General features: G+C 64.9%; 22 protein-coding genes. 5 read left to right on the top strand and 17 right to left on the bottom strand.

Annotated elements, in window-relative coordinates; genetic code table 11:
• Positions 1 to 52: 52 nt before the first annotated feature.
• From K1X11_RS15815 to K1X11_RS15805, 3 genes are all read right to left on the bottom strand, one after another.
• Positions 53 to 604 carry an adenine phosphoribosyltransferase gene (locus K1X11_RS15815; protein WP_221031211.1) on the bottom strand — a complete coding sequence of 184 codons (552 nt, stop codon included), beginning with the start codon at positions 602 to 604 and terminating at the stop codon, positions 53 to 55.
• Positions 605 to 664: 60 nt separating this feature from the next.
• The gene (locus K1X11_RS15810) at positions 665 to 1855 is read right to left on the bottom strand and encodes a hypothetical protein (RefSeq protein ID WP_221031210.1); all 1191 of its coding nucleotides are present in this window, start codon (positions 1853 to 1855) and stop codon (positions 665 to 667) included.
• A 145-nt stretch (positions 1856 to 2000) separates the two neighbouring features.
• Complete coding sequence (locus K1X11_RS15805; protein WP_221031209.1) at positions 2001 to 2612, bottom strand: flavin reductase family protein; 612 nt, start codon at positions 2610 to 2612, stop codon at positions 2001 to 2003.
• On the opposite strand from K1X11_RS15805, the gene K1X11_RS15800 reads away from it, so the two are divergent.
• Positions 2611 to 3150: a S24/S26 family peptidase gene (locus tag K1X11_RS15800; RefSeq protein ID WP_221031208.1), complete on the top strand. Its 540-nt coding sequence runs from the start codon at positions 2611 to 2613 to the stop codon at positions 3148 to 3150. The two genes, K1X11_RS15805 and K1X11_RS15800, sit on opposite strands and share 2 nt — an antisense overlap.
• Before the next feature lie 83 nt (positions 3151 to 3233).
• Positions 3234 to 3944 (top strand): hypothetical protein, encoded by a 711-nt coding sequence (locus K1X11_RS15795; RefSeq protein ID WP_221031207.1) that lies wholly within the window; start codon positions 3234 to 3236, stop codon positions 3942 to 3944.
• Here the strand turns inward: K1X11_RS15795 and K1X11_RS15790 are convergent.
• The 5 genes from K1X11_RS15790 to K1X11_RS15770 all read right to left on the bottom strand — a co-directional run bounded on the left by K1X11_RS15790 (position 3924) and on the right by K1X11_RS15770 (position 11941).
• Complete coding sequence (locus tag K1X11_RS15790; RefSeq protein WP_221031206.1) at positions 3924 to 5267, bottom strand: GntP family permease; 1344 nt, start codon at positions 5265 to 5267, stop codon at positions 3924 to 3926. The genes K1X11_RS15795 and K1X11_RS15790 overlap by 21 nt on opposite strands.
• 49 nt (positions 5268 to 5316) lie before the next feature.
• Positions 5317 to 6756 (bottom strand): alkaline phosphatase D family protein, encoded by a 1440-nt coding sequence (locus K1X11_RS15785; protein WP_221031205.1) that lies wholly within the window; start codon positions 6754 to 6756, stop codon positions 5317 to 5319.
• A gap of 32 nt (positions 6757 to 6788) precedes the next feature.
• A complete protein-coding gene (locus K1X11_RS15780) occupies positions 6789 to 9593 on the bottom strand; it encodes a TonB-dependent receptor (RefSeq protein ID WP_221031204.1) in 2805 nt (934 codons plus the stop codon).
• A 217-nt stretch (positions 9594 to 9810) separates the two neighbouring features.
• Entirely contained in the window at positions 9811 to 10602 is a 792-nt protein-coding gene (locus K1X11_RS15775) for a hypothetical protein (RefSeq protein ID WP_221031203.1), read from the bottom strand.
• Positions 10603 to 10690: 88 nt separating this feature from the next.
• Complete coding sequence (locus K1X11_RS15770; protein WP_221031202.1) at positions 10691 to 11941, bottom strand: helix-turn-helix domain-containing protein; 1251 nt, start codon at positions 11939 to 11941, stop codon at positions 10691 to 10693.
• 172 nt (positions 11942 to 12113) lie between these two features.
• Here K1X11_RS15770 and K1X11_RS15765 point away from each other — a divergent pair, with 172 nt between their 5' ends.
• The 3 genes from K1X11_RS15765 to K1X11_RS15755 are packed head-to-tail and all read left to right on the top strand — an operon-like array spanning position 12114 to position 14889.
• Complete coding sequence (locus K1X11_RS15765; protein WP_221031201.1) at positions 12114 to 12545, top strand: GntR family transcriptional regulator; 432 nt, start codon at positions 12114 to 12116, stop codon at positions 12543 to 12545.
• A complete protein-coding gene (locus K1X11_RS15760) occupies positions 12542 to 13417 on the top strand; it encodes an ABC transporter ATP-binding protein (protein ID WP_221031200.1) in 876 nt (291 codons plus the stop codon). Before K1X11_RS15765 ends, K1X11_RS15760 begins: the two co-directional genes overlap by 4 nt.
• Positions 13414 to 14889, top strand: a complete 1476-nt coding sequence (locus K1X11_RS15755) for a hypothetical protein (protein WP_221031199.1) — start codon at positions 13414 to 13416, stop codon at positions 14887 to 14889. Before K1X11_RS15760 ends, K1X11_RS15755 begins: the two co-directional genes overlap by 4 nt.
• Here K1X11_RS15755 and K1X11_RS15750 read toward each other — a convergent pair.
• The 9 genes from K1X11_RS15750 to K1X11_RS15710 all read right to left on the bottom strand — a co-directional run bounded on the left by K1X11_RS15750 (position 14883) and on the right by K1X11_RS15710 (position 26348).
• Positions 14883 to 15875 (bottom strand): aldo/keto reductase, encoded by a 993-nt coding sequence (locus K1X11_RS15750; protein ID WP_221031198.1) that lies wholly within the window; start codon positions 15873 to 15875, stop codon positions 14883 to 14885. The genes K1X11_RS15755 and K1X11_RS15750 overlap by 7 nt on opposite strands.
• A 98-nt stretch (positions 15876 to 15973) precedes the next feature.
• Positions 15974 to 17131 (bottom strand): TlpA family protein disulfide reductase, encoded by a 1158-nt coding sequence (locus K1X11_RS15745; RefSeq protein ID WP_221031197.1) that lies wholly within the window; start codon positions 17129 to 17131, stop codon positions 15974 to 15976.
• Positions 17132 to 17154: 23 nt separating this feature from the next.
• Positions 17155 to 20379 (bottom strand): TonB-dependent receptor, encoded by a 3225-nt coding sequence (locus tag K1X11_RS15740; RefSeq protein ID WP_221031196.1) that lies wholly within the window; start codon positions 20377 to 20379, stop codon positions 17155 to 17157.
• A gap of 108 nt (positions 20380 to 20487) precedes the next feature.
• Positions 20488 to 21633, bottom strand: coding sequence for a FecR family protein (locus tag K1X11_RS15735; protein WP_221031195.1), 1146 nt, complete (start codon positions 21631 to 21633; stop codon positions 20488 to 20490).
• Between the two features lie 14 nt (positions 21634 to 21647).
• On the bottom strand, positions 21648 to 22178 hold the full coding sequence (locus tag K1X11_RS15730; RefSeq protein WP_221031194.1) for an RNA polymerase sigma factor: 531 nt from the start codon (positions 22176 to 22178) through the stop codon (positions 21648 to 21650).
• Between the two features lie 150 nt (positions 22179 to 22328).
• Positions 22329 to 23204: a YitT family protein gene (locus K1X11_RS15725; RefSeq protein WP_221031193.1), complete on the bottom strand. Its 876-nt coding sequence runs from the start codon at positions 23202 to 23204 to the stop codon at positions 22329 to 22331.
• Between the two features lie 28 nt (positions 23205 to 23232).
• Positions 23233 to 24135, bottom strand: coding sequence for an aminotransferase class IV (locus K1X11_RS15720; RefSeq protein WP_221031192.1), 903 nt, complete (start codon positions 24133 to 24135; stop codon positions 23233 to 23235).
• 12 nt (positions 24136 to 24147) lie between these two features.
• Positions 24148 to 24900 carry a sulfotransferase-like domain-containing protein gene (locus K1X11_RS15715; protein WP_484460793.1) on the bottom strand — a complete coding sequence of 251 codons (753 nt, stop codon included), beginning with the start codon at positions 24898 to 24900 and terminating at the stop codon, positions 24148 to 24150.
• A 221-nt stretch (positions 24901 to 25121) separates the two neighbouring features.
• Positions 25122 to 26348 carry a TlpA family protein disulfide reductase gene (locus K1X11_RS15710; RefSeq protein WP_221031190.1) on the bottom strand — a complete coding sequence of 409 codons (1227 nt, stop codon included), beginning with the start codon at positions 26346 to 26348 and terminating at the stop codon, positions 25122 to 25124.
• Between the last annotated feature and the right edge of the window lie 9 nt (positions 26349 to 26357).

Raw genomic sequence — 26357 nt, 5'->3', positions numbered from 1 at the left:
CTCCCGTGTTGGTTAAGTGAGTTGGGTTGAGTCGATTGTAGTGAAATTTCCCTTACTCGCTCTCGCTGAACGCGCACAACGCATGCACCGGCAGCTTGGCATCGCGCAGCTTGGCCGAACCGCCCAGCTCCGGCAGGTCGATGATAGCCGCCACGCCCGCGACCTCCGCGCCGATTTTCTGGAACAGCTTCGCCGCCGCCAACAAGGTGCCGCCGGTCGCGATCAAATCATCGACCAAGAGCACCCGCTGACCCGCCGCGCAGGCATCCTCGTTGATCTCGATCGTGGCCGAACCGTATTCCAGCGTGTAGTCCTCCGAGACCGTGCGATAGGGCAGCTTGCCCTTCTTGCGCACCAGCGCGAAAGGCTTGTGCAACTGATAGGCCAGCGCGCCGCCGATGATAAAACCGCGCGCATCGATCGCCGCGATCACATCCACCGCCAGCCGGGTGCAATCCAGCGAGAACGCCTCGATCATCACCCGAAACGCCTCCGGGTCGTTAAACAACGTGGTGACGTCGCGAAAATTCACCCCCGCGATCGGCCAGTCGGGCACAGTGCGGATACGTTGCTTCAGATAATCGGCGAGATGGTTGGATTCCATGGCGAGCAATTGGTGGAAAAGGGCGCCCACCCTGCCCCGCCCGCCCCCTCCGTCGCAAGGTTAACCGACCGCACCCCGGAGCGCCGCAGCCGCCTTATTAAACGCCGCCAACGGGTCCACCCGAGCATGGTTGATCCGACCGTTGTCATCCAACAACGAGCTCAAACCAGGCCCGTCCGCCTCCACATCGCCCCCCGCGTAGCGCGACCACACGTAACCCACCACCTGCGGCTGTTCGCTCCACGCCAACAATGTTTCTCGCGTGCGCGCCAGCTGCCGCTCCAGATCGCTCAGCGCCGCCGGGTCCAGCACGCTGCGCTGCCCACTCCAACCGCTGCCATCCACGCCCCAGATCAACTCCGGCGTCCAGCCGCCGCCCAGCCCTGGTTCGCTCACCAGCGCCACGTCAACCTGCGCCGCCGCCGTCGACCGCACCACCGCCGGCGTCGTCGCACTCAGCGGCGCGCTCAACCACAAACGCGTGCCATCCGCCGTCTTCAGCGCCTCGCCCACCACCCGATGATAACGCTGACAAAATTCCCGCAAAAACCGCTCGTGATCAATCCGGAACGCCGGCGAATCCAGCACCTGATCATCCGCCGTCATCTGCCGCAGCGTTTCTTTATTGGGCAAAGTCACCGCCCAGTCCCGCACCAGATCACTCACCCCCCCCGGCCGCGTCGCGAGCACAAACTCCCACGCCGCATGGTAAGCCGCATGCACCGGATCCAGACTCAAACACACCTGCAACAGACTCGGCCGGTCAAACGCCTCCCCCGGTTTCGCCTCCCCGCCCCAGCGTAGTTCCGTATCCGCTACATACGCCGCCAACCCCGCCGTCGCTGGCTCCACGCTCACGCGCTGCCGCACCGCCTCCTCCCAGCGGGGATCAAACACATCCGGCAACGCCACCCCGGCCTGCCGCAACATCCGGTCGCCCGACTTGGCCAACTCCAACACCGCCACATGCGGCAACCCCCGGTTGCAAAACCCCTCCGCCACCGGCGGAAGCAGCAGATTAAAACCCCAGCCCCGCAACTGCCCGATCACCGACTGCGATCCCACCGAACGCGCCACCCCCGCCAGGCCTGCCACAAACACCGGCCCCCGCTGCGGATCCACCCACCACCAACGGCCATCTTGGCGCTGCCCCACCCTTGGGCGGTCTTTTCCTCCGCGCCACGCGTCGGGCTTAAACTCGCCGCCACCCGCAGGGCCGCGGGCAGCGGAAACGTTATCGGACGAAGGCACAGCAGACGTGGCGGGGTCGATCACGGGCGCACAGGCTGGGCGCAGACCGCGCCCATGGGAAGCCGAGAATCCTGATCGTCACCACCCCACCGCTACACGCCGCCCCCTGCCGCTGCGGGTGCAGGCAGCGCCACGCCTGCGGGCCTCAGCGCGGCGGTCGACCGATACTGAACTTCTCGCGGGCGCGCACGTAGTCGTCGCCGCCCATACGACCCGTCAGGTCGAGCTTGGTCGGGTCGATCCGGCCTTCCGTATTCAAAATCTCATCACTCACGTGCGCCCACAGGATGCGGCCGAACACGCAGTTGGCCACGCCCGGCTCATCGCCGATCTTCACGATGCGGTCCAACTTGCACTCCAGCGCGATGCGAGCCGCCGCCACGCGCGGGGCCTTTACCTGCTCACACTTCGCGGCCTCGATGCCGCCGGCCTCAAACTCGCTCTCGCCATACGGCAACATCGCCGCCGTGGCGTTCATCGTCTCGGCCAGATCGTCGGTCACCACGTTGACCACAAACTCGCCCGTCGCCTCGATATTGCGCATCGTGTCCTTGGGCGTGCCGTCGTGCTGATTGATCGGCACAAACATCAACGTCGGCGGCCGGGACGTGATCCCGGTGAAAAACGAAAATGGCGCCAGGTTCACCTGACCCTCCGGCCCCATCGACGACACCCAGGCAATCGGCCGGGGCGCAATGATCGCCGTCATCCAGTGGTAGGCCTTCGGGCCCGCGAGCTTCTCAAAATCGACCAACATGTTTTTACTCTACCCGATGCGCTCGCCTTGCCAATCCAAGGACTCCACTTCGCCCGCTTTTGTGGTGATTTGCCTCCTGCTCGCGAGCTTCTTGCTGCCCGCTTGCAGCAGCCCGCCCCTCACCGTCACGGTGCCCCGCATTGAGCGCTTCACGGTGCGCGACCCAGCCGCCTCCGCCCGCGACATCGACCGCGCCCTTTCGCAGCGCGCCGACGCCTACGCCGCCAGCATCCCCGGCGCCCGGGCCTGGCGCGGACTCGGCCTGTCGATGGAGCCACTCATCCCGCCCGACGCCTGGATCGTCACCGAACCCATTCCCTACGCCGAGCTGCAACGCGGCCAGGTGGTGCTCTACCGCGGCCCCGACGGCCGTTTCATCGCCCATGCCCTGGCCAAACCAACTCGCCACGGCTGGATCGCCGTCGGCGTCAATAACGCCGGCCGCGCCGACCCCACGCCAATCACCGCGCGCAACTACCTCGGCGTCGTCACCGCCGCCTTCACCGCCACGCCAGCGAAGCCGGGCGTGGTTCAATAAGACAGACACCGCCATTCGGTTACTTTTGTCGGCGACGAGGTTGGGTGGTTGCAGGGGGACAGGATTCGCGCAACGTCGCGCCGATGTCGGACTCGATTGTTTCCTCCAAACCGGTTGCCCCCTGGCGGGCTGGGCTGGATGGCGCCCGCGCCAATATCCTGCCGGGTCTTGCCCTGCAGGCCGTCGCGCTCGCCATCGTGCTGGGCTACTATTTTGCCCCGGGCGTGGCGGAGGCGCTGCGTGGTCTCACGGAGGTGCGCGCCCGCTGGGGCGTCGGGTTCAGCATGCTTTCCACCGCGCTCGCCGGCGGCCTGATTCCGTGGCTCTACCTGCGCGCCATGCCCGCCACTCGCAGTCGCTACGACCTCAGCCAGGGAGTCGGACTCGTTCTGTTCTGGGCCGCCAAGGGCGTCGAAGTCCACCTGCTCTACGCCGGCATGGCTGCGCTGTTCGGCACCGAGCCTTCCGTCGGCACCGTCGTGCTCAAGTCCCTGCTCGATCAATTGGTCTACGGTCCTTTCTGGGCCGTGCCGGGCATGTGGCTCGGTTACCAATGGATCGAACACCGATTTAACTTTGCCCCGGTCTGGGCCCGTGTGCGTCGCCGCGGTTGGTATGGTCGCGATCTGTTACCGGTCTTCATCGCCAACCTTGGCATCTGGGCCCCGACCGTCGCCCTCATCTACGTATTGCCGGTGCCCCTACAGCTGCCGATGCAGAACCTCGTGCTCTGTTTCTTCACCCTGCTGATGGCCCACCTCTCGCAGCGCCGCTCAACCGAGCAGGAAGCGTAGGATCACGATCACCACGATAGCGGTGCCACCCGCCACCGCCGACGCCAGCGTGATGAGTCGGTAACCCTGCGACACGGTGATGCCCGACATCTGCGTGATCACCCAGAAGTAACTGTCGTTCACGTGCGACACCGTCATCGAGCCTGCGCCGATGGCGAGCACCGTGAGGGTCAGCACCGTGCCTTGGTCCAGTCCCAGCGCCGGCAACAGCGGAGCCAACAACGAAGCCGTCGTCACAATCGCCACGGTCGACGAGCCCTGCGCGGTCTTCAGTCCGGCCGCCACCAGAAAGGGCAGCACGATGTTGAACAAACCGAGGTCCATCGACGCCAATTGCGTGCCGATCGCCTCCGCCAACGGCGTCGCCCGCAATACCGCGCCCAGCGCGCCGCCCGCCCCCGTCACCAGCACGATGGCCCCCGCGCTGCGCAACGCCTCGCCGGACCACTCCCCCAACTCCGCCGCCCCGTGCCGACGGGCCAGCACCAGCGCCAGCAGCGCCCCGAGGAGTAGCGCCACATTGGGGTCGCCCAACCACGTCACCGTCGCCGCCCAGCGCGAGCCCTCCGCCCCCGGGAAAAAGGAACGCAGCGCGATCAGCGCCACCGGCAGCACGATGGGCGCAAACGCCCGCGGCAAACTCGCCACCACGCCCGCCTCCTCCGCTTCACCCGCCGCGGGCGCCACCTGCGCCGCGGGCGGTTCGATATACCAACGCCGCCCGGCCCACATCGCAAAGAGACAGCAGACACCGATCACCACGACCGCCACCAGCGAACCCAGCGCGATCACCTGACCCAAATCCGCCGACAAGGCCTCCGCCGCCGCCACCGGCCCAGGCGTGGGCGGCACCAGGCAGTGCGTCGCGTAAAGCCCCATGCTCAGGGCCACCGCCAGCGCCGCGATCGATTGTTTGGCCCGGCGCGCCAACGACCGCACCAGCGGCGCCAGCACCACGTATCCAGAATCACAGAACACCGGCACCGACACGACGCCGCCCGTAAGCCCCATGGCCAACACCGTGCGCGAGCGGCCCACGACCTTCAGCACCGCGTTGGCCATCACCATCGCCGCGCCCGTTTGCTCGAGCACGGCCCCGATGATGCAGCCGCTGGCAATAATGATGCCGATGCCGGCCACGGTCCGCCCGAGCCCGCCCGTGATGGCGACCAGCGTTTCGGCCGGCGACAGGCCCGACGCCACCCCGTAGGCACAGGCGGCGAGCAGCAGCGCCAGAAAGGGCGGCAATCGCCACCGCGTCGTGGCAACCACGATGAACGCAATGGCAAGGAGCAGGGATACGAGCGGGGCGATAACGTTCATGACGCAAGCACTCCCGCCGTCCCGCGGCGATGCTCAACTGTGGCGACACTCACGGGGCCGGAAAGTAGGGCTTACCCTGCGCGCGCCGCGCCTGCGCTTCCTGCATGGCGGGATCGATTTTCTCCGGCCACGACACCACTCCGTTGCGCAACTCGTCGGCCCGCACCTCGAGCGGCGTCCACACGCGACGACCACTTTCATCGACCAGCACGAAACGCAGCCGCGGCTCGTCGTCGCTCAAATCAAACTCCAGCACACCGACATTCGACGACGCCGTGTAACCCGCCCGCAAGCGCACCTCCGGGTAGCGCACCACCCAGCTTTGCGACGGACGCTGTCCCAGCGGGGAGCTGACAAATTCGTAGAGATCGTAACCGCCGCGGTCCGACCACGGCATGGCGTTGAGTTCACCCTGGTGGGTGTCACCCGACACCAGCACCACGCCGCCGATTTCTTCGTCGCGCAGGAAATCAAACAAACCGTCCCGCTCCTCCAAGAAGGCCGACCACGCATCGCCGTGCTCGCCCTTGGATCCGCTCCAGCCACTGCCGCTCACGAGCACCTTGAACGGTGCCGTGCTCGCCTGCAGACCGGCCTTGAGCCAGGCCAGCTGACGCGCGCCGAGCATCGTCTTGTGCGCAACATCCTCCTTGTTGGGGTCGCGATACATGCGCACGTCGAGCATGAAGAAATCGACGCCGCCGTAGTTGAATTGAAAATACACCGCCGGATTACCCGCTTCGCCAAAGGCCGGGTTGGCCCAGTAGTCGCGAAACACGGTGTAGGCCGCAGCCTTTTCGGGATGCGTGCGGTCGTGGTTGTTCAGCCCGAAGTCGTGATCGTCCCAGATCGCCAGTTGCGGCACACTGCGCAACAGCGGTTTGAGCGGCTGCACGTCGTGCATGCGGCGATACTCCTCGGCCAGCACGTGCGGATCGCGGGAGTCCCCGTAGATGTTGTCGCCCAACCAGAGGAAGAGATCCGGCGACCACGCCGCGAGCCCTGTCCAGATCCGGTCGGACGGCTGAGTCTGCAGGCGCAGACAGGAGCCAAAGGCCACCCGGAAGACGGCCGGGGTGCCGACCGCCGGCGCGGTGCGGAAACTCCACGCCGGCAGTTCGGCCACATATTTGTCGACCCGACCAGCCACCTGAACGCGGTAGTGGTAGGTGGTGGCGGGAGCGAGCCCGGTGAGCTCGATCTTCACGATGCGATCGTCGCCATCGGCCGCTGTCACCGTTTTGCTGATACGCGTGTCCTCCGCCTCCAGCCACGGGTCCGTGCCGTAGACGACGGCCACGTCGCCCGGGTGGCTCACCCGCACCCAGATGAGCTGGGTGGTGGGCGAGACGGCGCCGAGCATAGGCCCCTGGAGGATGCGGGCATAACCATCCTCATCTTTGGCCGCGACCCACGGCAACGCGACCGCGAGCGCGAGCGCGAGCAGCAGAGCCAAACCACGACGGAGAGAAACGAGCGAAAACAACATGACGATGACAGCAGGTTGAGGGATGACCGGAATTACATGCGCCAGGTCACGCCGAGCTTGGCGTTCCAGGAATAGATTTCGCGACCGGCGAGGAAGTGCTGCGTGCCCCAGGATTCACGCAGCGGCTCCTCGAAGATGTTCAGCATCTCTCCGTAAACCTGCCAGTGGTCGTTGATGCGGTAGGACATCTTGAAATCCCACGACAGGCGCGAATCGACGTAGAAGTCCTGATCGGCTGCGCCGCCGACTCCGGAGAGATACTCGCCGCTGTAGTTGAGCGCGAGGCGCACGTCCCACCCATACTTCTCGTAGTAGAGCGCCACGTTGCCGGCGCCATCCGCCTGCTTGAAGAAGGGCAGCTTTTCCCCCGGGCGGGAGAAGATCGTGACCTCGGAGTCGGTCCACGTGTAGTTGGCCGAGAACCCGAAGCCGTTGAACGGGCCCGGCAGGAAGGTGAAGTATTGTTGGTAGTTGAGCTCGATACCGGTGACCTTGCCGGAGTCGCCGTTCTCCGGCCGCGACAGACCGAGTTGGGAATAAAAGCGCCCCTCGAAGGTGGTGTCGAAAAGGGAGGTCGAATTGCCGTAGATCGGGTTGTCGATCTCCTTGTGGAAAACCGCCGCGGAGAGGATGCCGGCGCCGTCGAGGAAGTATTCGAGGCCCGCGTCGAAGTTCATCGACTCATAGGGTTTCAGATCCGGATTGCCCGTGCTGATGCTGCCCTGGAACTCGTTGGCGGTGACCTGCTCCACCTCGGTCTCGCGCACCGGCGCCAGATCGCCGTAGGCCGGGCGGCCGATGGTGTTGGTCCACGACGCGCGCAGCTGCAGGCGATCGCTGAACGCGTAACGCAGGTGCAGGCCGGGCATCACATCGGTGTAGTCGTTGCTGCCGGTGATGGGCCGGAAAATGGGCGAACCGTTTTCTTCGCCAAATTCGTTGGCGGCGTAGTCAGCCTCGGTGGCCTCCAGACGCACACCGCCGAGCACGGTCAACTGACCCCAGCTCACATCGGCCATTGCGTAGGCGGCCATCACATCTTCCGAGACATCGAAGTCGGACTCGGTGGAGTTCGCGAGACTGCCATCCGGATCGTATTCGAAATAGGAGGGATTGTTGGCGAAGAACGCTTCCAGCGCCGGGTTGTCGAGCGTGGCGCCAAACTGCACCTGGCCGTCCATGAAGTCGTCCGGTTCACCGCCCGCGAGACCCGGCTCGGACAGGCTGAAACTCGTCGCGCCGGTGTAGTTTTCATTATTCCGATCAAGCGACTTGTCGCGCGAAAGCCAGCGCGCGCCGACCTTCCAGGAACCATGGCCACCGAGAAGCTCGGCCTCGCGCTTGAAGTTGAGTTCGGCGCTCACCAAGTCCTCCACCTCGGCATCCGAACGACGGCGCACGCGGCGGAAGGGATAGGCGGAGGCCTCGTAAAAATTATCGCTCGGCGTGAGGGTCGGAATCGGATGCGTGCTCGTGTCGTAGCTGCTCGGGAAGGCGCTGGACGACGAACGGAATTCCCAGTCCACGCGACGCGGCGTGATGCGCTCGGAGCGACCCACGGTCACACTGGCGTCGAAGGTGGAGCGATCGAACTCAAGCTCCGTGCCCGCCTGCACACTGTTGATCCGGGCTCGTTGCAAGTAGCTGCGAAACTCGCGCGAGGCGCGCCCCTGCGACCACTCGCCGGTGTTGGCAGTCTGGTTGGAAAGTGTGCCTCGGTTGAAGTCGTAGTCGACCTGGTTGCGACCTTCGTCGTCCTGGAACGTGTTGAAACTGCTGCGCAGATAGAAGCTGCGTCCGTCGGTCGGGCGAAACTCCACGCCGGCATTCACGCCGCCGCGTTGGCGCTCCACATCATAGTCGAAGAGCGTGTAACCAGAGGGCACGTAATAGCCGTTGCGGTCGACCCAGGCGCCGACACTGGCGAGGTCCGAAGCGTAGCGGCGATACGAATAACTGGCGCCCACCACGATGCCCCAACGCTCGTCCGCAAGACGCGAACCGTAGGACACGGCGCCATCATAGGAGGCGCGATCACTCTTGGCGTTGATGCCGGTGGAGAACTTGGCCGAAGCAAAGGCTTCGTCGCGGTCGAACGCGCTCGGCGTCACGATGTTCACCGACGCGCCGATCGCGTTGTGATCCATGTCCGGCGTGACCGCTTTGATCACCTCGATGCGGCTGATCAAATCGGCCGGCACCGCATCCATCGCCACCGCGCGGGTGCCGCCATCGGGTGAGCCGACGACCTGACCGTTGATGGTCACGTTGTTGAGCGCGGAATCGATGCCGCGCACCACGATGAAGCGACCTTCCCCCTGGTCGATTTCCGCCACCACGCCGGGCAGACGACGCACGGCTTCGGCGGCGTTGCCGTCGGGCAGCTTGCCGATGTTGTCGGCCGCGATGAGGTCCACGAGGTTGGCCGACACGCGCTTCTGCTGCAGCGCCTTGGCCTGACCTTCGCGGTTACCTTCAACCACAAAGGCCGCCATCTCGAGCACCTCGCCGCCGACGCTGAAGTCGACCGCGGCATCAGCGCCATTGGGCACCACCACCGTCTGGCTCACCGTGTCGTAGCCGAGATAATCCACCGTCACCGTGTAGGTGCCCGGCGCCAGATCACGCATCGTAAAACGGCCTTCACGGTCCGTCGTGGCCGCGCGGCCAGTGCCGTCGACCGACACCCGCGCACCGACGAGAAAACTCTGGTTATTGGCATCACGCACCAGGCCGGTGAGCGATTCAGCGGAAACGGCTCCAGCCGTGAACAAGCAACAAAGGCCCACGGCGATTCGTTCGCGCAGGCGTTGGGGGGAGAGTGATAAGAAACGCATAACGGGTCAGGAATTCGCAGCCCGTTTGCCTGCCTTTTACTACCCTCGTCAAACGGTTCTGAAGGCTGTCACGCTATCGTTGCCAATGTCACTTGGCTGACACCCAAACGACACCTCCTCCCCTTATTTCAGCCGTTTCAATCGCCCTCCATTCCCTGTCCCGCGGGCTCGCCGTTACCAGTGTTATTATTACATCGGTAACACCGCAAAACAGACCTCAACGCACCTTCCGCAGCCGCCCCACGATCACTTCCCGCGTCTTGCGATCGATGCCGTAGAGGAGCTCCGGGTCTTCCGGATCCAAGCCCAGCGCCTGCCCGGGAATCGTGGTGCTCACCGTTGCGGTCCAACGCAGCGTCGCGCCCGCCTCCGGCAATTCCACGCGGTAAAGTTCGGGCACGTGGTGCCCCGCGACCCACCAGGCTCCCGGCCCGGCCGGCACGCTGCCCGAGGCACTGTAACCGTCCATGCGCTCCACCAACTCCGCCGGAAAAACAAAGCCCCGCAGTCGCCGCCATTCGTGATCAAACTCCACCAACTCACTCCAGCGCGCATCACGCCCCGGCACGCCGCCCTTGCCATCATAATTGGCAAAACACGCCCACCAGCGGTCGCCCCGTCGATCCATCCACACCAGTGATCCGGTCGCCACGCCCAACGCAATCGAGCGCCGATGCTCCAGCGAATCGAGCGACCAGACTTCCACCGAACTCGCCATCGGCACCGTCGGGTAATTGGAGTGCGCCCCCCACAACTCACCCTCCCACACCACCGCGGCATTCAGGTGAATGAACGGCCCGCCTTCGGCCGACGCCCACTGCGCGGTGCGCTCGCCACTCACCTTGTCGTAACGACCGATGAGATAGTTGCTGATCACGTAAAACGACTGTGCGTCGACCGCGACGCCCTGCCGCGCCTCCTCCGCCGGCCAGCGGCGCAGTTCTTCAAACTGCCATCCGCCGTCACCCGGGTCCCCCGTATGCTCCGCGCCCCAGACCAGGGAGCTCATCCACAGAAACACACAAACGAGGTTTCGAAACGACATCGCTCCGATCTGCCTCCTTCCGCCGACGCAGGTCAAAGCCAAGACCGCGCCGTCACCTGATCTTTGCGTTGGCCGTAACCACCTCCAGCGCGCGCACCCGCTGCGGCGGCCCCCATTCATCGCCGTCGAGCGCGTCAGCCGACTCCAGCCAACCCAACGCCTGCCCGGCAAAACTCACCCGCCAGCGCCCAGTCTCCGGCAACGCACTCAGCTCCACGTCGCACCCCGCAAAGGCCCGACCCAACAGCCAACGCTGCCCCTCAAAATGCAACAGCCCCTTCTCCGAAACACGGCGCGTGGACTCCGCCGCTCCCGCGTCCGCCGCCACCGCCCCCGCCTCACGCCACCCCCGACGGCTCGGCCGATAACGCGTCGCCGGCCCGGTCAACGCCCCGGCCGCATCGCGCGCGCCCGCGTTGTGACCGTCTGCCCACGCACTCAAGCGCCCCCGCCAACGCGGCAACGACTCACGCCACTCCCGCACAAAAACTGCCTCACCCACCTCCCGCGATTCGCCCCCGGCCCGTCGCCCCAGACCACCCAGGTCCGCGCCCGCCGGCAAATGACGCAAACGCTCCCGCAGCGCGCCCCACACCGCCTCGTCCGCCTCCGCATTCACGTTCGCCACCGGCAGAACCACCGCCTCCGCCACGAACTCAACCTGCACGCCTTGGCGCATCAATTCGACCGTCTCCGGCGTGTGATACCCCAGCGTCCCCGCTTCCTCCAGCAGTGCCTCCACCGGCCAACGCAGCCGCGTCGGCAAACCATGTTGCGCGCACGCCCGTCGGACCAATGTCCGCCGCCCGCCCTCGCCGTCCTCCGGCAACACATCCGCCGCCAGCACAAATCCCGTTGCCTCATCCCACAACGCATACCCGCGGTGATTCACGCCAAACGCCACCGACGCCGGCCCCACCACCAAGCGCCAGACATCGTTGACCTGCAGGCGCGACGCATCGACCGCCACTCGCCCGCGTTCCGGTCGCTGCCGAATCGCCTCGATCGTGCCCAGCGCCGGCAGGGGCTCGAGTCCGTCCGCCGCCAAAGCCGCGCGCACCTTGCCATCGCTCCACTCCGGATGCCGTTCCAGCACCGCCCGCACCGCGCGCTCGATCGCCGGTGCCACCCGCCGCCCGTGTTGCAACGGCGCCCGACTCAACTCGTGCAGCCCCGCATCCCCCTGCTCGCGGAAACGCTTGAGCCACTTGTAGCCGGTCTTGCGCGAGATCCCAAAGCGCGCGCACACCTGCGTAAACGTCAGGCTCCCCTCCTCGACCAACTTGATAAAACGGCTCCGCATCGTCGTGACCCTCAGGGCTAGGGCCCCGCCCACCTCCGGCGCAAACCCGAAGCCACCCTCCGCCGCAAATCGTAACATTGCCCCTCCCCACCCGCGACGCACTTCGCCCCATTTTTCAATCCGCCAGCAATTCGACTTGCCGTGTTACCTGTGCTATCTCATCTAGCACAGCATGCTACCCTTCCCCGTCGACCTCAAACCGGGTCTGCCCATCACGGAACAGGTGGTGCAGGCCGTGAAGAAGGCCGTGCTCACCGGCCGCCTGTTGCCCGGTGAACGGTTTCCCTCCGTCCGCCAGCTGAGCCAAGCCCTGCGGGTCAACCCCAACACCGCCCGCAAGATCGTGGGCCAACTCCAGCAGGAGGGGATCCTCATCTCCACCCCCGCCGTCGGCACCACCGTCGCCGAAGCCATCACCGGCACTCGCGCCGAAAAGGCCTCCGTGCTCGGACCCGACCTCGAACGCGTCGTGATCGAGGCCCGCAAAACCGGCATCAAACTCAGCGAGGTCGAAGCCGCCTTGCGCAAACACTGGCAACGTCTCGGTGGTGAGTTCGACCCCACGCCGACCGACACCCCGGCCGCCAAAGCCGCCCGGCCATGAGCCCGCTCACCGCCCACCAGCTCACCCGCCGCTTCGGTCGTTACACTGCCGTCGCCCAATTTTCGGGCCACTTCCCGGCCGGCTCGGTCAGTGTGATCTGCGGTGCCAACGGTGCCGGCAAAACCACCGCGTTGCGCCTTATGCTCGGACTGCTGCCCGCCAGCTACGGCCACGCGACGATCTTCGGCGTCGACCACCGCCAACTCGGCCCGCGCGAGTGGGCGCGCATTGGCTACGTGAGCGAGGACCTCCAGCACCACCGCGCCCTCACGGTCGACACGCTGCTCGCCCGCTGGCGTTCACTCTACCCGCAGTGGGACCGCCAGCTCGAACGCCGCATCGTCGATGCGCTGGAGCTGCCTCGCCACCAGCGTCTCACCACCCTTTCCCGCGGCCAGCGCATGAAGGCCCACCTCGCCAGCGTGTTGCCCTACCGCCCCGAACTGCTGGTGCTCGATGAACCCTTCAGCGGACTCGACCTCGTCACCCGCGATCAGGTGGTGCAACAACTCGTCGATCTCGTTGCCGAAGACGGCACCACGGTGCTCGTCTCTTCGCACGAGATCAGCGACGTCGAAACCCTCGCCGATCGCCTGCTCTGGATCCGTCGCGGTCACCTCCGGCTCGAAACCGAAATCGAGTCCCTGCGGGCCCGTTTTCGTCGCGTCACCCAACCCTTTGGTGAACCGCCGCCACACGTCTGGCAGGTGCAACGCCATGAGGATGGCAGCGTGAGCTACATCGACCCGCAGTTCGACCCCGCCACCTCTCCGCCAGAAGCCACCGCCACGGCGCTGCCTTTGCGCGACATCTACCTCGCCCTCGTGCGCGGCCCCCAACCGACGCTCCCGCCCCCTGTAACCATCGTATGAATACACTCCGCTTCACCCTCGCCGAGGACTGGCGGCTCTTCCGCTGGTTGCTACCCGCCTGGATCGCCGTGCTCTGGGCCTACGCCCGACTGCAGGCCGGACTCGCCACCGGTCCGGAAGACGCCCTGACCTGGCTCACCGGGATAATCGCCCTCTCCTGGGGCGTCGTGTGGCTCATTCTCCTCAGCCTGTTGGCCTTCAACCATCCCAGCGCCGAGCTCCGCGCTGCCTGGCGCGTGCGTCCCCTCCGCGGCGAATGGGTGGCGGTCGCCAAAATGCTCACCGGCGCCGTCGTGCTGGTCCTCGTTCCGGCCGTGGCCGGCGTGTTGACCGCTCAGGGCGGGCAATCCTGGCCCATCTCCGACCTCGCCGCCCGCATCGCTCAATCCGGTGCTCTGCACGCCCTCTTCTTTTTCTTGCTGCTCTTGGTTGCGTCGCTTTGCCGCACCAGTCGCCACTTCCTCGGCGCAACCGTGGGAATTTTTGTGGGGATGCCGCTGGCGTTGACCGTGGGCCTGGTGAGCATGCGGTCGCACCGGTCGGTTCAGTTATTCGATTACAGCCCCATCGTGGGCTGGCTGGTCGCCATCAGCACCGTTGTGCTCGCCGTCGGTCTCACCCTCCGGCAATACCGCCGACCCCGCACGCGCCAACACCTGCTGATCATCGGCGGCTACGTCGCGGGCCTGGCGTTGCTCGAAACGATCCTGCCCGCCAACCCAAACGATTTGCCCCGCTTACCGGTGGGCGACGCGACCATGACGGCCACCCCGCCCCAGCCCTACTACTCCGACAAGTATCGGACGACGGAGATCAATTTTGCGGGACTCGATCCACACGCCGTTTGGCAGCTCAACGAAATCCGCGCGCTGCCGACCCAAGCCGAAGACCGGCGCAGCGAGTTCGACGACAATCTCCTCCTGCCTTCGCCCGGCATCGCCGAGCAGCTCGGACTGCCCGGCTACACCATCGAGCAGACGCAAGCCCTGCCCTACCTCGCCACTCTGGAAATCGCCGACCCCGCGGCTGCGGTTTCCGATGCCCCTGACCAAGTCTCCGCCAAGCTCGCCCGACTGCGCTTGGAGGTGCTCGGCACCCTGCCCGGCCACCTCGGTTCCGCCCTGGAAACCGACACGCTCCGTGTCCGCATCACCGGCGACACCGAGGTGATCGGCGGCCCCGGCGTTACCCTTGAACTTTTTGCCGCCGCCCGCCCCAGTCGACAGTCTCGCATCTCCCATCAACGGCCGCCCATGTGGGTCTGGGTCGATCACTCCGCCCGCCGCGCATGGATCGTTAAACTTAGCACGGGCCCGTCGCACTTCACCAACCTCAGCATCGGGCTGCGCGGCACGTTTTCCCTGCAATTGCCTGTCGATTGGGACGTCGATCCGGCTGCGCTGGAATTGCGCATCGTCGACGTCTTGCCGGAAGGCGAAATCCGCCTGCGCACCGCGCCCCGACCTCAGTAGGGGCCACGGATGTGTTCGGCGACTTGGGCGCGGTAGAACTCGGCCAGCTTTTCGTGCAGCTCGGGCGAGAGCGGATCAAGCGCGGCGGCGGCGAGGTTGGACTTCACCTGCGCCGGGTTCCGGGCGCCCGGGATGACCACACTCACCGCGTCGTGATCGAGGATCCAGCGCAGTGCAAACTCGGCCATGGTGTAACCTTCCGGCACCAGCGGACGCAGCTCCTCGATGATCTCGAGCCCGGTCTCAAACGGCAGACCACCGAAGGTTTCACCCACATTAAAGGCCTGCCCATCGCGGTTGAAATTGCGGTGATCATCGGCCGCGAAGGTGGTGTATTTCGACATCTTGCCGCCGAGCAATCCGCTGTTGAGCGGCAGGCGCACGATGAGGCCGACGTTGGCCGCTTTGGCCTTCTCAAAGAGCACCGTGGCGGGCTTCTGCCGCAGCACGTTAAAGATGATCTGCAGCGAGTTCACCCGACCGTCTTCGAGGCAGAACAACGCTTCCTCCATCGACTCCACGCTCGCGCCGTAGGCCTTGATTTTGCCCTCGTCCTTGAGCTCGTCGAGCCAGCCGAAGAGCTCGCCTTTTTTGAGCTCCTCGGTCGGCACACAGTGCAATTGCGTGAGATCGAGCGCGTCGATGCCGAGTCGCTCCAACGACTCTTCGGTGTGCTCGCGCACCGCCGCCCGCGTGAAGTTCAGCGGCCAGCCCGGCTCGCTGCCGCGGCCCAGCTTGGTGGCGACAAACAAGTCGTCCGGATCGTCGCAATGGTCGCTCAGGAACTCGCCGATGATCGTTTCGCTGCGGCCCGCGCCGTAGACATCGGCCGTATCCAAAAACGTCACGCCGCCCTCGACAGCCGTGCGCAGCGTCTCGATGGCGTCTTCCTCGGAGACATCTCCCCAATTTGCGCCGAGCTGCCAGGTGCCAAGACCGATTTCTCCGACCGCGCGGCCGGTGTTCCCAAAGGGGCGTGTTTGCATGTCACTTGCTTGCGTAGCACCTGAGCCTCCGCTGGCAAGTCAACGCTGGCGCACCACCGATCCGCCCGGGGTGCGCTCACCGTCAGTGCCGTCGCCAGTCAGAGCTCGAGCAGCCGCTTCACTTCGGCCTCCAACTTCGGCCCGCGGGCGTTGGTCGAAACCAGCATGCCGTTCTGATCGAGCAGGAACATCGCGGGGATGCCGCTCACCGTCCATGTCTTCACCAGGGGGTCGTTCCAGCCCTTGCCCTCGAAGCGCTGCGGCCAAGTGACCGCTTCCGCCGCCACCAGATCGATGAATTTTTGCCGATCCTTCTCTTGGTCCAGTGAGATGCTGATGATCTCGAAACCTTTGTCGTGATAGTCGGCATACACCTGCTTCACATTGGGCAGCTCGGCGATGCACGGGCCACACCAGGTGGCCCAGAAGTCGATCAGCACCACTTTGCCGCGCAGGTCAGTCAGGTCGACCTCCCGACCGTCGATGGCGGTGAAGGCGAGCTCGAAGGGTTTCTGACTCAACTCAAAGAATCGCAATCGGTCGCGCACGTAAGCCCGGGCGTGCCGATTGGGACTTTCGGCGAAGGCCTGCAGCACCTCCTCCTCGGTGGGCGCTGCCGCTGTCTTCATCTTCAGGTTCACAAAAGTCGGCAACATCCCGCGGCCGGTTTCGCTGTTCGGCCACTCCGCCAGAAAGGCCCGGAAGGCCGGCTCCAGCGTCGACAGATCCGGTTCTTCTCCCGCTCGCAGCGCTTCGTAAGCCGGGAAGAACTTGGGATTCAGATCATGAAAGGCCAACTGCTCGCGGACGTGCTCCGGTGCATCGGTGGCAGCCCGCAACTCGGCCTCGATCGCCACAACTTTGGCCTCAAAGGCCGCCTCCGCCGCCTCATCCCGATGCACCGCAGATTCACCACCTTCCGGATACGATTCATCGATCGAGATGACGTAGCGGGGCTGGAACCGCCGTTGCTGTAGAATCAACGCCACCTCCCACCGCAACGGATCTTCTGGATACTCCTCCAAAAATGCGAGGGCGGCGGCACTGACGCGTCGCGTGACTTGGTCAAACCACAGGTAATTCTCACGTGGCGTCAGGTCCGGCGGACGCTCCGGACTCATCAGCTCACGCAGGGTGGCAAGGTCCGCCTCGGCGGACTCGCCGGCGACCGCGGTCCCGGAGCCCAACACCAGCCCCAGGACCGCAATCGCGGCGGCGAAAGATCGGCGAAAAAGAAACGAAAAAGGAGGGATCATTGTGTGGTTGGCTGAGGCGTCGTTCAGAGGGATTTTTTGATCTGCACGTAGACGAAGCGTTGCCGCGGGTCAGCGGCCCGATCGTAGAAGGACAGTCCGTCGGTCACGAAACTCGGGGCCTCGTTGGTCACGTTCAGCGCCCCCAGCGTCCACTTGGTGCCCTGGAACCAATTGCGGGAACCCGTGGCGTAGGGATGCTCGTAACTCAGCTGCACGTCGGCGGTGAGGATCGAGGGCCGTTTGTGCCCATCAATTGGATACGCGCCCGGATAACTGGGCGACGGATCGGTGGTAGGGCCATAACGACTGTCGAGGTAACGACCGGTGAGTGTGGCGGACCAGCGGTTGCGTTGCCAGGTCACTGCGGCGTTGCCGCGCCAGTGGGCCGGCCCCGCACCGCCCACTTGATCCACCATCGGAGCGGTAGGCGTGGCGAGCAGTTCAAAGTTGTTGGTGAAGGTCGCATTGGCCTTGAAGGAGAAATCGCCGATATCGCCGGCCCGCAGCAGGTAGTGCAGGCGGATGTCCACGCCTTCGGTGCGAGTGATCGAGGCGTTGAAGGCGCGCGCATCCACCGCCGTGATACGCCCGAGCCAGCCCATGGCGGCCTCGTCCGCCGTCGGCGCTTCGCGAGTGATCAGGAAGCCAAAAGCCTCGGGGTTGGCGATGATGTCCACAAACGAGGAGAAGACGATGGCGTTGCTTTTCTCGATGCGCCAGAAATCGAGGTTGAGGGAGAAGTCCGGCCAAAAGCGCGGTGTGAGAATCAGACCCGCGTTCCACGACTCGGCCGTCTCCGGCTCAAGGCCGGGGTTGCCGCCCTGCTTGATCGTCATCATCGGCGTGAACTGCATCGTATTGCCGCGTGCGGGATCCGGGAAAAAACCCGGCAGCATGAACTCGCTCTCGGGCAGGCTCACGTCATCCCAGTTGGGCGGATAAAACCCCTCCGAGTAGGAACCGCGTATCGCGATGTCGGGGGTGAACTGGATCTTGGTCGCGACGACGTTGCTGTTGGCCGACTGCTCGTTGGCAAACAGATCGCCGTTGGAGTCCACCCCCTCCGAAGTGTTCTCCTCGCGGGAGAGGCTCGCCTGAATATCCCAAGCCTCAATGAACGGAATCGGGTGCCAGTCCGGCCCGAAGACCGGCACGCTCAACTCGACCGCGCCGTAGATGGCTTCACGACTGGCTTCGCTGGAGCTTGGGCTGGACGTAAACGGCACACCGTTGATCGCTTCGTAGTAGCCGTTGCTGTAAAGATAGGCCTGGCCGCTGTCGTAGGTCCAATCTGAATACTTGGCCACGGCGGAGGCACGCACCGGGCCACCCGGCAGGCGGAAAACCTCCCCCAGCAAACGGGCGTTGACCTCCGCCTGCTCACTCTCGCTGAACGAGTGGCGGTCGTAACCGAAGTAGTCTGCCACCACCGCCTCGCTGACCGGATACAGGTCGTGATCGGCAAAGATCGGATAGATGGCGCGGCGGGTTTCCGGCGCGGCCTGCGGCCCCTGATCGGTGTAGGGCGAGAGCGCGGTGAGATTGGTGAGGTTGGCCTCGGCGCTGGTGCTGTGCACGTCGCTGTCGCTGTAGTCAAAGGTGCCGTCAATCGACCACTCCCAAGTCTCGGTGATCTGGCCTTTGAGGCCGGCCACGATGCGGGCCGAATCATACTGCGTGTCATACTCCGGATCCGGCAGGTCGGGCAGATCGAGAAACAAGGTGATCGGTCGGCCGACAAAGCCCGGCGTCACATCGGTGCGGAAGGGGTTGAGCGGATCGGTCGCGGAAAGCGCCACGGAAAAGTTCTGCGGCGCAGAGTAGTTCTGGCCGTTGCGGCCGACGGTGAATTCAACGTAGCCGTCGAGCCGATCCGGCAGGAACTCGTGTTCCAAAATGGCGTTGAAGCTGAAGGCTTCGGTGGGCTGGTAGATGACGGTCCGACCATAGCGTGATTCAAGGTTGGGCACACCAGCCGTAGCGGTGAAATCGGCCGGCGTGAGCTGAAACGATTCTTCGGGAGTCGTGCCCGCCGGGATCGACGCGAAACGCACGCCGTCGGCGCCGGGGATACCGAGGTCAGACGCCGCCGCGCCGGAACCGATCAAGATCGTGCCAGGCGCCCCGGCGTAGGCCTGCAACATCAGGCGTTCGAAGTAGAGTTCGCCCTGAGCGTTGGTGAGCGTGGAGTCCGGACCGTAGCGCTGCAGAGCACGGTCGAGATAGTCGCGATCCTCCAAACGCAGCGCGTCGCGATGGTGATAACTCAAGGTCATGGTGAGACCGGTCCGGCCTTCGTTAAAGCGCAGCCCTTCGAGGTAGGTGAAGCGCATCTCCGTTGCGCCGCCTTCGGTGGAGGTGCCGATGTAGGTCGTCAGATCACGACCCGCGTATTCCTTGCGCAAAATGATGTTGATCGCACCGCCCAGCGCCCCCGCCCCGTAAATGGCCGAGCCGGAGGACGGCAGCACCTCCACCCGTTCGACGGCGGCGAGCGGAATGCGCCCGAGGTCAGCACCTCCAACATCCGTCAACCCGGTGCGCGGCATCGCGCGTCCGTTCACCAGAATCACGGTTTGCGCGGAGTTGAAGCCTCGCAGACCAATCGTCGAATAGCGGGCCGTCAGCCCGCCTGAGGTGCCCGTATTATTGCCGGCAGTCTGTAGGGCCGTCGTGACCGATGAGGTCTGCGGCAGGTAACGGAAAAGTTCCTCGAGACTGGAGACCCCCATACGCTCGATATCCACCCGGCTGATCACGTCGTGGTAGAGCGGCGCATTTTCCCCGGCCTGCAGCAGACCGCGATTGATGGTGCCATCGATCTTGGTCGCTTCGACAGTATAGGTATCCAGGGCAAGCGTGCCGTCATCATTGCGCGCCGTGCTCCGGGTCCCCGGCGGCACCTTGCGCCGCACGATGGCAATGGCCCCGGTCTCCTCGTCAAACACGGCCTCCAATTCGGTATCCGCCAGCAGAGCCGCCAATGCCTGCCGCACCGTAAACACGCCCTTGAGTTCCGGCGTGCTGACACCGCGCACGACACTGGGTTGAAAGATGAGCTCCCGACCAGACTGGGCCGCGAGCACTTTGAGCGCCTCACCGGCGGGAGCCGCCGGCAGGTCGAAAGATTGAGTCGGTTCCTCGTCAGCAGCAAAAGCCGACAGAACAAGGGCGAGAGCCACACCGACGATCGGGCAAAGCCGGCGAAGACCCGAGGGAGCGGATCGGAAGAAGCGGAGCAAGTTCATAGGTCGAAGACAGTGCGCCATTGCGGCCACTGCCCGGGGGAAACGGGCGAGCGTGACGTTTCCGTTAGAATTTTTTTGGCGATCGCACGTCGCGGGACCTTGGCCGCTTCAACGGGCCGCCCGCAGCTCGGTCACACCGAGCGTGTTTTCCCGCGCCGCCACGCCAAAACCTGCTTCCAGCAAACGCACAAACGCATCGACATTGTCGCGACGAAAAACGCCTTCGATCCGCAGCGCCGCCAGTTTCGGATCGGCGATGCGCAACTGACGGTCATTGGCGCCGTTAAAAAGTCCGATCACCTCTTCCAGCGGCGCATTTTCGAAGCGTATGGTCGGTGGCTGCCAAGCGAGTGCCTCCGCCACCAACACTTCTGGCAATACCTCCACCACGGTCTCCGGTATGGCCCCCGCCAAATTGACCTGCGCGCGCTCACCCACCGAAAGCAGCGCGCCCTGACTGACCGCGAGCGGATCGGCGTCGGGCTGCGTCGGCATGTCGTGCGCATCCACCGCCACCAAGCCATGGGTGACCAGGACCTCAACCTGAGCCGCTGAGAGCCGCACGTTGAACGCTGTCCCCACCGCGCGGATACGCATTCCGGCTGCCTCGACGATGAACGGTCGGCGAGCGTCCTTGACCACGGTAAAATGGGCTTCGCCCGCCAGCAGACGCACATCTCGGCGTGCGGCCGTAAACGCCACCTCGATCCGCGCTCCGGCATTGAGATCAGCCAGCGAACCATCCGGCAGCCGCAAAGGCCCCGTCTCCGCGGCCTCGAACGACCACGGCGGTGACACTTCAATCACCGGGTTCTCGGTTGCCGCCATCACGGACTCGACAGATGCCTCCAAACTCGAGGCCACCTCCTGATCGGAATCGCTGCGCGTCCACGTCAGCAATACCGCCAGACTGGCCGCAACCGCCCATCCCGCCACCGCCCCCCACCGCCGACGCCACGACACCGGCCGCTCATCCTCGCTCTCCGGCGAAAACTCATCGTCTTCGATGAACAGATTGGGATCCGGCTCATCATCCGTTTCCGGCCGGCACTGCGCCAAACCATCCAGAAAGGCCCACGACATGCCGAGACCTTCATAACGTGCCCGATGACGCGGATCGGCCTCGAGCCACGCCGTCAGTTCAGCTTCTTCGGCCGCGGTGAGCCCACGGTCGCGCCGCGCCACCCAAGCGGCGGCCGCGGACCCAATGGAATCAGCGGAAGAAGAGTCGGAGGGAAAGGAACTTTGCGACATTGCCGATGAGGAATTTAGGGGAGACCCAGCCCTGCCAAATATTCGCCGCATTTGCGCACGCCGGCCCCCACGTGAGCTTCGACCGTGTGCTCGGTAATACCCAGCCGCTCAGCGATGTCGCGTTGCGACATGCCGTAGATTTTACGCAAGGTCAGCACCTGGCGGCAGCGCGGCGGGAGGGTTTTGATGGCCTGGATCAAAAGGGCGACTTCCTGGTTTTTGGCGACGGTGTCCGGAATGGACTCCACCTCATCAAGGTGGACGGCCAGGTCCTCCACTTCCGCTACTCCTTCAATCGCGACAACCTGGCGTCGGCGGAAATAGTCCGTCGCGAGGTTACGGGCGGTCGTGTAAAGGAAGGCGCGCACCGAATGAATCGGGGAACTGCCGTGTGCCTTGAAAACCCGCAAAAAACTCTCCTGCACCAAGTCATCGATATCGGGCAGGGACGGGTAACGCCGGCGCAGGAAGGAGCGCAAAGCGGCTTCATGCACCAGCACTTCACGGGAAAACCACTGGGCCTGTTTCGAGTCGGACGGAGTCATCAAGGAGGCGCGGAACCAGCTCACCCGGGAGCCAGCGCCATGCCAACAGGGGTCGCCAACCGACCTTGAGCAAGGGTCAAAAATAATTTCCAGCGTTCAACTAACGGAAACCCCGAAGTCGCACGTCAAAGCGTTTTCCGCCCCGCTTGCCTACTCGTGCATCTTGAAGCCGTAGCCCAGCACTTCGCTGGCGTCGGTGAGGGTCAAAAAGGCCCGCGGGTCGTGCTGCTTGATCACCCGCTTTAGTCGTGGCGTGTCGCTCGGGCGCATCACCACCATGAGTATGTCGCGCGCCTCTCGAGTGTAGCCACCCTCGCCGCTCAGGCGCGTGAGACCGAGGTCGATCTCGTGCAGCACCGCATCGGCCACCGCCGCCGGTTGCGAGGTCACGATGAGGGCAAGTTTGGCGTGATCACCGCCACTCAACACCCGGCGCACCGTGCGACTGAGCAAGGCCGCCGCCACGATCGCACACAGCGCCTGCTCCGTCGGAAACACAAACGCTGCCGCCGCAATCACCACCCCGTCGAGCGCCATGATGGAGCGATCCACCGCCCAGCCCCACTTGCGGTGCAAGACGATCGCCACCGTGCTGAAGCCGCCCACCGAGCCGCGCCCGAGGAAGACGAGACCAATGCCGATTCCCACCGTCACCCCACCACAGATCGCGGCCAACAACGGCGTCTGTGTGAGCGGCGGCAGCTCGCGCGTGAGCGCCACGAAGGTCGGCACCAATGCCGAGCCCAGCGCGCAACGCACCAGAAACCCGCGCCCCAGCATGAGACCACCGAAGATGAGCAGCGCGCCATTGAGCAACGCCTGCCAGATCGCCGGCTCGATCCCACTCAATCGCTGCAGCACCAACGACGCTCCGGGCACACCACCCGGCGCGATGCCGCCCGCACGCAGCAGCAGGTTGAAGCCCAGCGCGACGATGAGTGAGCCGAGCACCACCAGGCAAAGGTCACGCCAGGTGCGCGGGCGCGGATCGCGGCGTCGGGACGAAGTGGATACAGGTTGAGCCATGGCGTTCAGCAAAAGGGTCGACGGGCGATCAGCGTGTTTCCACCAGTAGCGGATCGGCCGACCGCGCGACCTCGCCGGCGAACAGTTCGCTCAGGCGAGCATAGAGCGGCCCGGGCTTGAAGGTGCGTCCATCGAGCCGCACCACCGGCACGAGTTCACCCATCGTTCCCGTCACGAACAGTTCGTCCATCTCGTCCAACTCCGCCCGCGGGATGTCGCGCACCTCGTGCGGGATGTCGTGCGTGCGGCAAAGCTCCAGCACCGTGCTGCGCGTGATACCCTCCGGACATGCCACGGTGGTCGAGGTATGGAGCGTGTCGCCGCGCCCACCGAAAACGTGGGTAGCGTTGGTCTCGGCCAGGTTGCCCTGCAGATCGAGCATGAGCGCATCATCGACGCCCGCCGCATTGGCCTCGAGCTTGGCCAGGATGCTGGTGAGTTGGTTGCAGGAGTGAATGTGCTGGTTGAGCACGTTGGGCGGCGGTCGCCGGTGCTGGGCCGTGGCGAGGGTGATGCCGGACTTATCGTAGACCGGCGGCTTCCACTCCGGCAGGATGAAGAACGAACACCCCCGCGTGTTGATGCGCGGGTCGAGGCCGGAGGTGTATTTGAGTCCGCGGCTCACCGTCAGGCGCACATGCACGTGGTCGAACATACCGTTGGCTTCGAAGGTGCGCACGAGTTCCCGCACCAGCGTCTCATCGTCGGGGTAACCGGCATACTGCAGCAGTTCCGCCGAGCGTCGCAGGCGGTCGAGGTGCGCCTGCAGCCGAAAAACCCGCCCCGCGTAAAGCCGCAGCCCTTCCCACACCGCGTCGCCGTTCTGCACCGCCGAATCAAAGGGCGACACCCCCGCCTCATCACGGTGCACGAGGCGACCGTTGAGGTTCACGATGAGGTTGGCGTTCTTTTCGTAGTAGGGCTGGAGCATGGCGGGAGAAATTCAGGATACGTCGGGCACCTGCAGCCGATGCTGCGCCATCTCGGCATACAGGTCCTCGGCTTCGGCCAACACGGAGCGGTAGCCGTCCGGCACCACTGCGTCCTTCGGCCGGTAGGGCGCAAACCCGGTCGAGGCCTCGACGTTGCGATACCAATGCCGCGCCCACACGCCGTCGGTTGGCCGCGGGCCCGGCGCCCATTGCAGCATGGCCGGATCCCACGCAATACCGAGGCGCTCGCACAGGGCGCGCAACACGCCCGCCGGGTTGCGCAACACATCGCGCGAATCGATCACCGGTGGCGGCACACCGCCTTGGCGGGCTGTAATGGAATCGTAGATACGTCGCTGCCCCGGCAGGCCGGTGGCTTCGAGGTCGGGTTGCGGCAACACCTCAAGCAACGAGGTGAGCATGTCGGCCGGTTCGCGAATGAGAAAGGCGTGGCGCACGGTCTCCCACCAGTCCGTCGGCATGCCCGGCAAGTGGTGATGCGTCATGTGTTTTTGATACCACACCGCCTTCCCTTCCGGCGGCGGACCGCTCAGCCAGGTCGCGACCTCGGTCGCATCGGTGGATTGCGAGGCGATGATCTCCTCGCGGCCCGGATGCACGATGCCGGTGGCCTGCAGGTAGTGGGCGTAGAACGGCTCGTCGGTCACCGCGCAATCCGCGCGCGCTCCGAAGCTGCGCATCAACGCCGTGGAGATGTTCCGCGGCCCCGACCACATTGCGATCCGTATCCCGGGAGAACCCATCATCATAACGGCCCAGTTACAGGCACCAAGCCCGGCTACCTGCCAAGGGGAAAACGCACCGGCTGCTCAGGAGCCAAACAGGCCCGGGCCCCGCAACGGGCTACCCGGGCCCAACAACAACTACAGCTGAAAGGGAAACGGCAGCGGAAGGACATGAACATCCTCCGTAATGCGTTGCTTGATACAACGCCGGCGACAGCGCACGGACCCGCCGCTACCGGTTAAAGTTTGAGCAGGCGCTTGATCTGGCGCTCGAGCTCGGGTCCGCGGGCCTCGATCGAGGCAACTTCGCCGTCGGGACCGATCAGCACCATGGCCGGGATGGCGTTGATGCCGTAACGCTGGGCGAGATCGTTCTGCCAGAACTTGCCGTCAAAATATTGCGGCCAGGGCATCTCACGCTTGTCCGCAAAGGCGAGCATGCGAGCCTTGGCGGCCGCCAGCTTGGGGGCGTTGGCGGGATCGTCGAAACCACTGCGCACCCCGGAGTTTTCCAGCGTGATCCCCACGATCTCAAAACCCTGGTCGTGGTATTTGGCGTAGTTGGCCACGAGATTGGGAATCTCGGCGATACAGGGACCGCACCACGTTGCCCAGAAGTCGATCAACACCACTTTGCCGCGCATCTTGGTCAGGTCGACTTCACGGCCATCGGCGGCGGTGAAGGCGGTCTCGGCGATGCCGTCGAAACGACTGTAGTCGCCCTTGGCCTCCGCCAGCATGCGCTGCACCTCGGGGTCCTCGCTGGATTCAAGCCGGGCAAAAAACGCGGCCTGTTCGGCCTCGGTGCCATACTCCTGCAGAAAACCCGTGTGCTCGCGCACCAGGCGGCCGGCGGCATCGGGCAGGCGGTCCATCATCGCGGCGGCCACGTCGAGGAAGCGTTGCCGGTTCTCCTCGGTGCGATCGTCCAGAAAAACGCTGCGGGTATCCACGTAGCGGCTGTAGAAGGCTCCCCCGATTTCGCGCTCGGTGGCGTCGGACGAAGCCAGCACTTCGTCGATGCGCTGCCATTGGCGTTCGGCAAAGGCCGCCGCCTTGACCTCGTCGCCCTCGAGACTCCCCCACGTCGGATTTTCATCATCCGCCGAGGTGAATCCGGTGATGTAGTGAGGAGGCTGATACGACAGCATCACGAAAACATTCAACCGGCGGGGATCATCCGGATAGGTCGCGACGTAGGCATCGATGGCGGCTTCCAGGTCCTGACTGCGCTGATCCGACTCCCGCATACCCAGCCGCCGGTCCGCAGGCGTGAGTTCATCACGCGGTTTGTCGGCGAAGGAAGAGGGCCGCGTCATGATGGCCTGCACTTCGGCCCACGCGGCTTCCTGCGCGGGATCATTGGAGGAGGGTTCGTCCTGCGCCCGCAGCGCGACGGCGCAGGCCAGGAGCGCCGCCGGCAACAGACGGGAAAAAAGAGAACGGGAGAGCAAAGAGGGAGACATGGGCAAAGG

The sequence above is a fragment of the Actomonas aquatica genome (assembly GCF_019679435.2).
Lineage (GTDB): Bacteria > Verrucomicrobiota > Verrucomicrobiia > Opitutales > Opitutaceae > Actomonas > Actomonas aquatica.
Note: the sequence above shows the minus strand (reverse complement) of the source record. Positions and strands in the feature narration are given on the sequence as shown.

What these genes read in the sequence shown, in the direction of transcription:
- K1X11_RS15800 (WP_221031208.1), top strand. Translation starts at nt 2,611, where the DNA reads ATGTTTTTACTCTACCCGATGCGCTCGCCTTGCCAATCCAAGGACTCC.
- K1X11_RS15725 (WP_221031193.1), bottom strand. Translation starts at nt 23,204, where the DNA reads ATGGCTCAACCTGTATCCACTTCGTCCCGACGCCGCGATCCGCGCCCG.
- K1X11_RS15780 (WP_221031204.1), bottom strand. Translation starts at nt 9,593, where the DNA reads ATGCGTTTCTTATCACTCTCCCCCCAACGCCTGCGCGAACGAATCGCC.
- K1X11_RS15740 (WP_221031196.1), bottom strand. Translation starts at nt 20,379, where the DNA reads ATGAACTTGCTCCGCTTCTTCCGATCCGCTCCCTCGGGTCTTCGCCGG.
- K1X11_RS15790 (WP_221031206.1), bottom strand. Translation starts at nt 5,267, where the DNA reads ATGAACGTTATCGCCCCGCTCGTATCCCTGCTCCTTGCCATTGCGTTC.
- K1X11_RS15750 (WP_221031198.1), bottom strand. Translation starts at nt 15,875, where the DNA reads ATGCAAACACGCCCCTTTGGGAACACCGGCCGCGCGGTCGGAGAAATC.
- K1X11_RS15735 (WP_221031195.1), bottom strand. Translation starts at nt 21,633, where the DNA reads ATGTCGCAAAGTTCCTTTCCCTCCGACTCTTCTTCCGCTGATTCCATT.
- K1X11_RS15715 (WP_484460793.1), bottom strand. Translation starts at nt 24,900, where the DNA reads ATGGGTTCTCCCGGGATACGGATCGCAATGTGGTCGGGGCCGCGGAAC.
- K1X11_RS15805 (WP_221031209.1), bottom strand. Translation starts at nt 2,612, where the DNA reads ATGTTGGTCGATTTTGAGAAGCTCGCGGGCCCGAAGGCCTACCACTGG.
- K1X11_RS15785 (WP_221031205.1), bottom strand. Translation starts at nt 6,756, where the DNA reads ATGTTGTTTTCGCTCGTTTCTCTCCGTCGTGGTTTGGCTCTGCTGCTC.
- K1X11_RS15720 (WP_221031192.1), bottom strand. Translation starts at nt 24,135, where the DNA reads ATGCTCCAGCCCTACTACGAAAAGAACGCCAACCTCATCGTGAACCTC.
- K1X11_RS15795 (WP_221031207.1), top strand. Translation starts at nt 3,234, where the DNA reads ATGTCGGACTCGATTGTTTCCTCCAAACCGGTTGCCCCCTGGCGGGCT.
- K1X11_RS15765 (WP_221031201.1), top strand. Translation starts at nt 12,114, where the DNA reads ATGCTACCCTTCCCCGTCGACCTCAAACCGGGTCTGCCCATCACGGAA.
- K1X11_RS15815 (WP_221031211.1), bottom strand. Translation starts at nt 604, where the DNA reads ATGGAATCCAACCATCTCGCCGATTATCTGAAGCAACGTATCCGCACT.
- K1X11_RS15730 (WP_221031194.1), bottom strand. Translation starts at nt 22,178, where the DNA reads ATGACTCCGTCCGACTCGAAACAGGCCCAGTGGTTTTCCCGTGAAGTG.
- K1X11_RS15760 (WP_221031200.1), top strand. Translation starts at nt 12,542, where the DNA reads ATGAGCCCGCTCACCGCCCACCAGCTCACCCGCCGCTTCGGTCGTTAC.
- K1X11_RS15755 (WP_221031199.1), top strand. Translation starts at nt 13,414, where the DNA reads ATGAATACACTCCGCTTCACCCTCGCCGAGGACTGGCGGCTCTTCCGC.
- K1X11_RS15745 (WP_221031197.1), bottom strand. Translation starts at nt 17,131, where the DNA reads ATGATCCCTCCTTTTTCGTTTCTTTTTCGCCGATCTTTCGCCGCCGCG.
- K1X11_RS15775 (WP_221031203.1), bottom strand. Translation starts at nt 10,602, where the DNA reads ATGAGCTCCCTGGTCTGGGGCGCGGAGCATACGGGGGACCCGGGTGAC.
- K1X11_RS15770 (WP_221031202.1), bottom strand. Translation starts at nt 11,941, where the DNA reads ATGCGGAGCCGTTTTATCAAGTTGGTCGAGGAGGGGAGCCTGACGTTT.
- K1X11_RS15710 (WP_221031190.1), bottom strand. Translation starts at nt 26,348, where the DNA reads ATGTCTCCCTCTTTGCTCTCCCGTTCTCTTTTTTCCCGTCTGTTGCCG.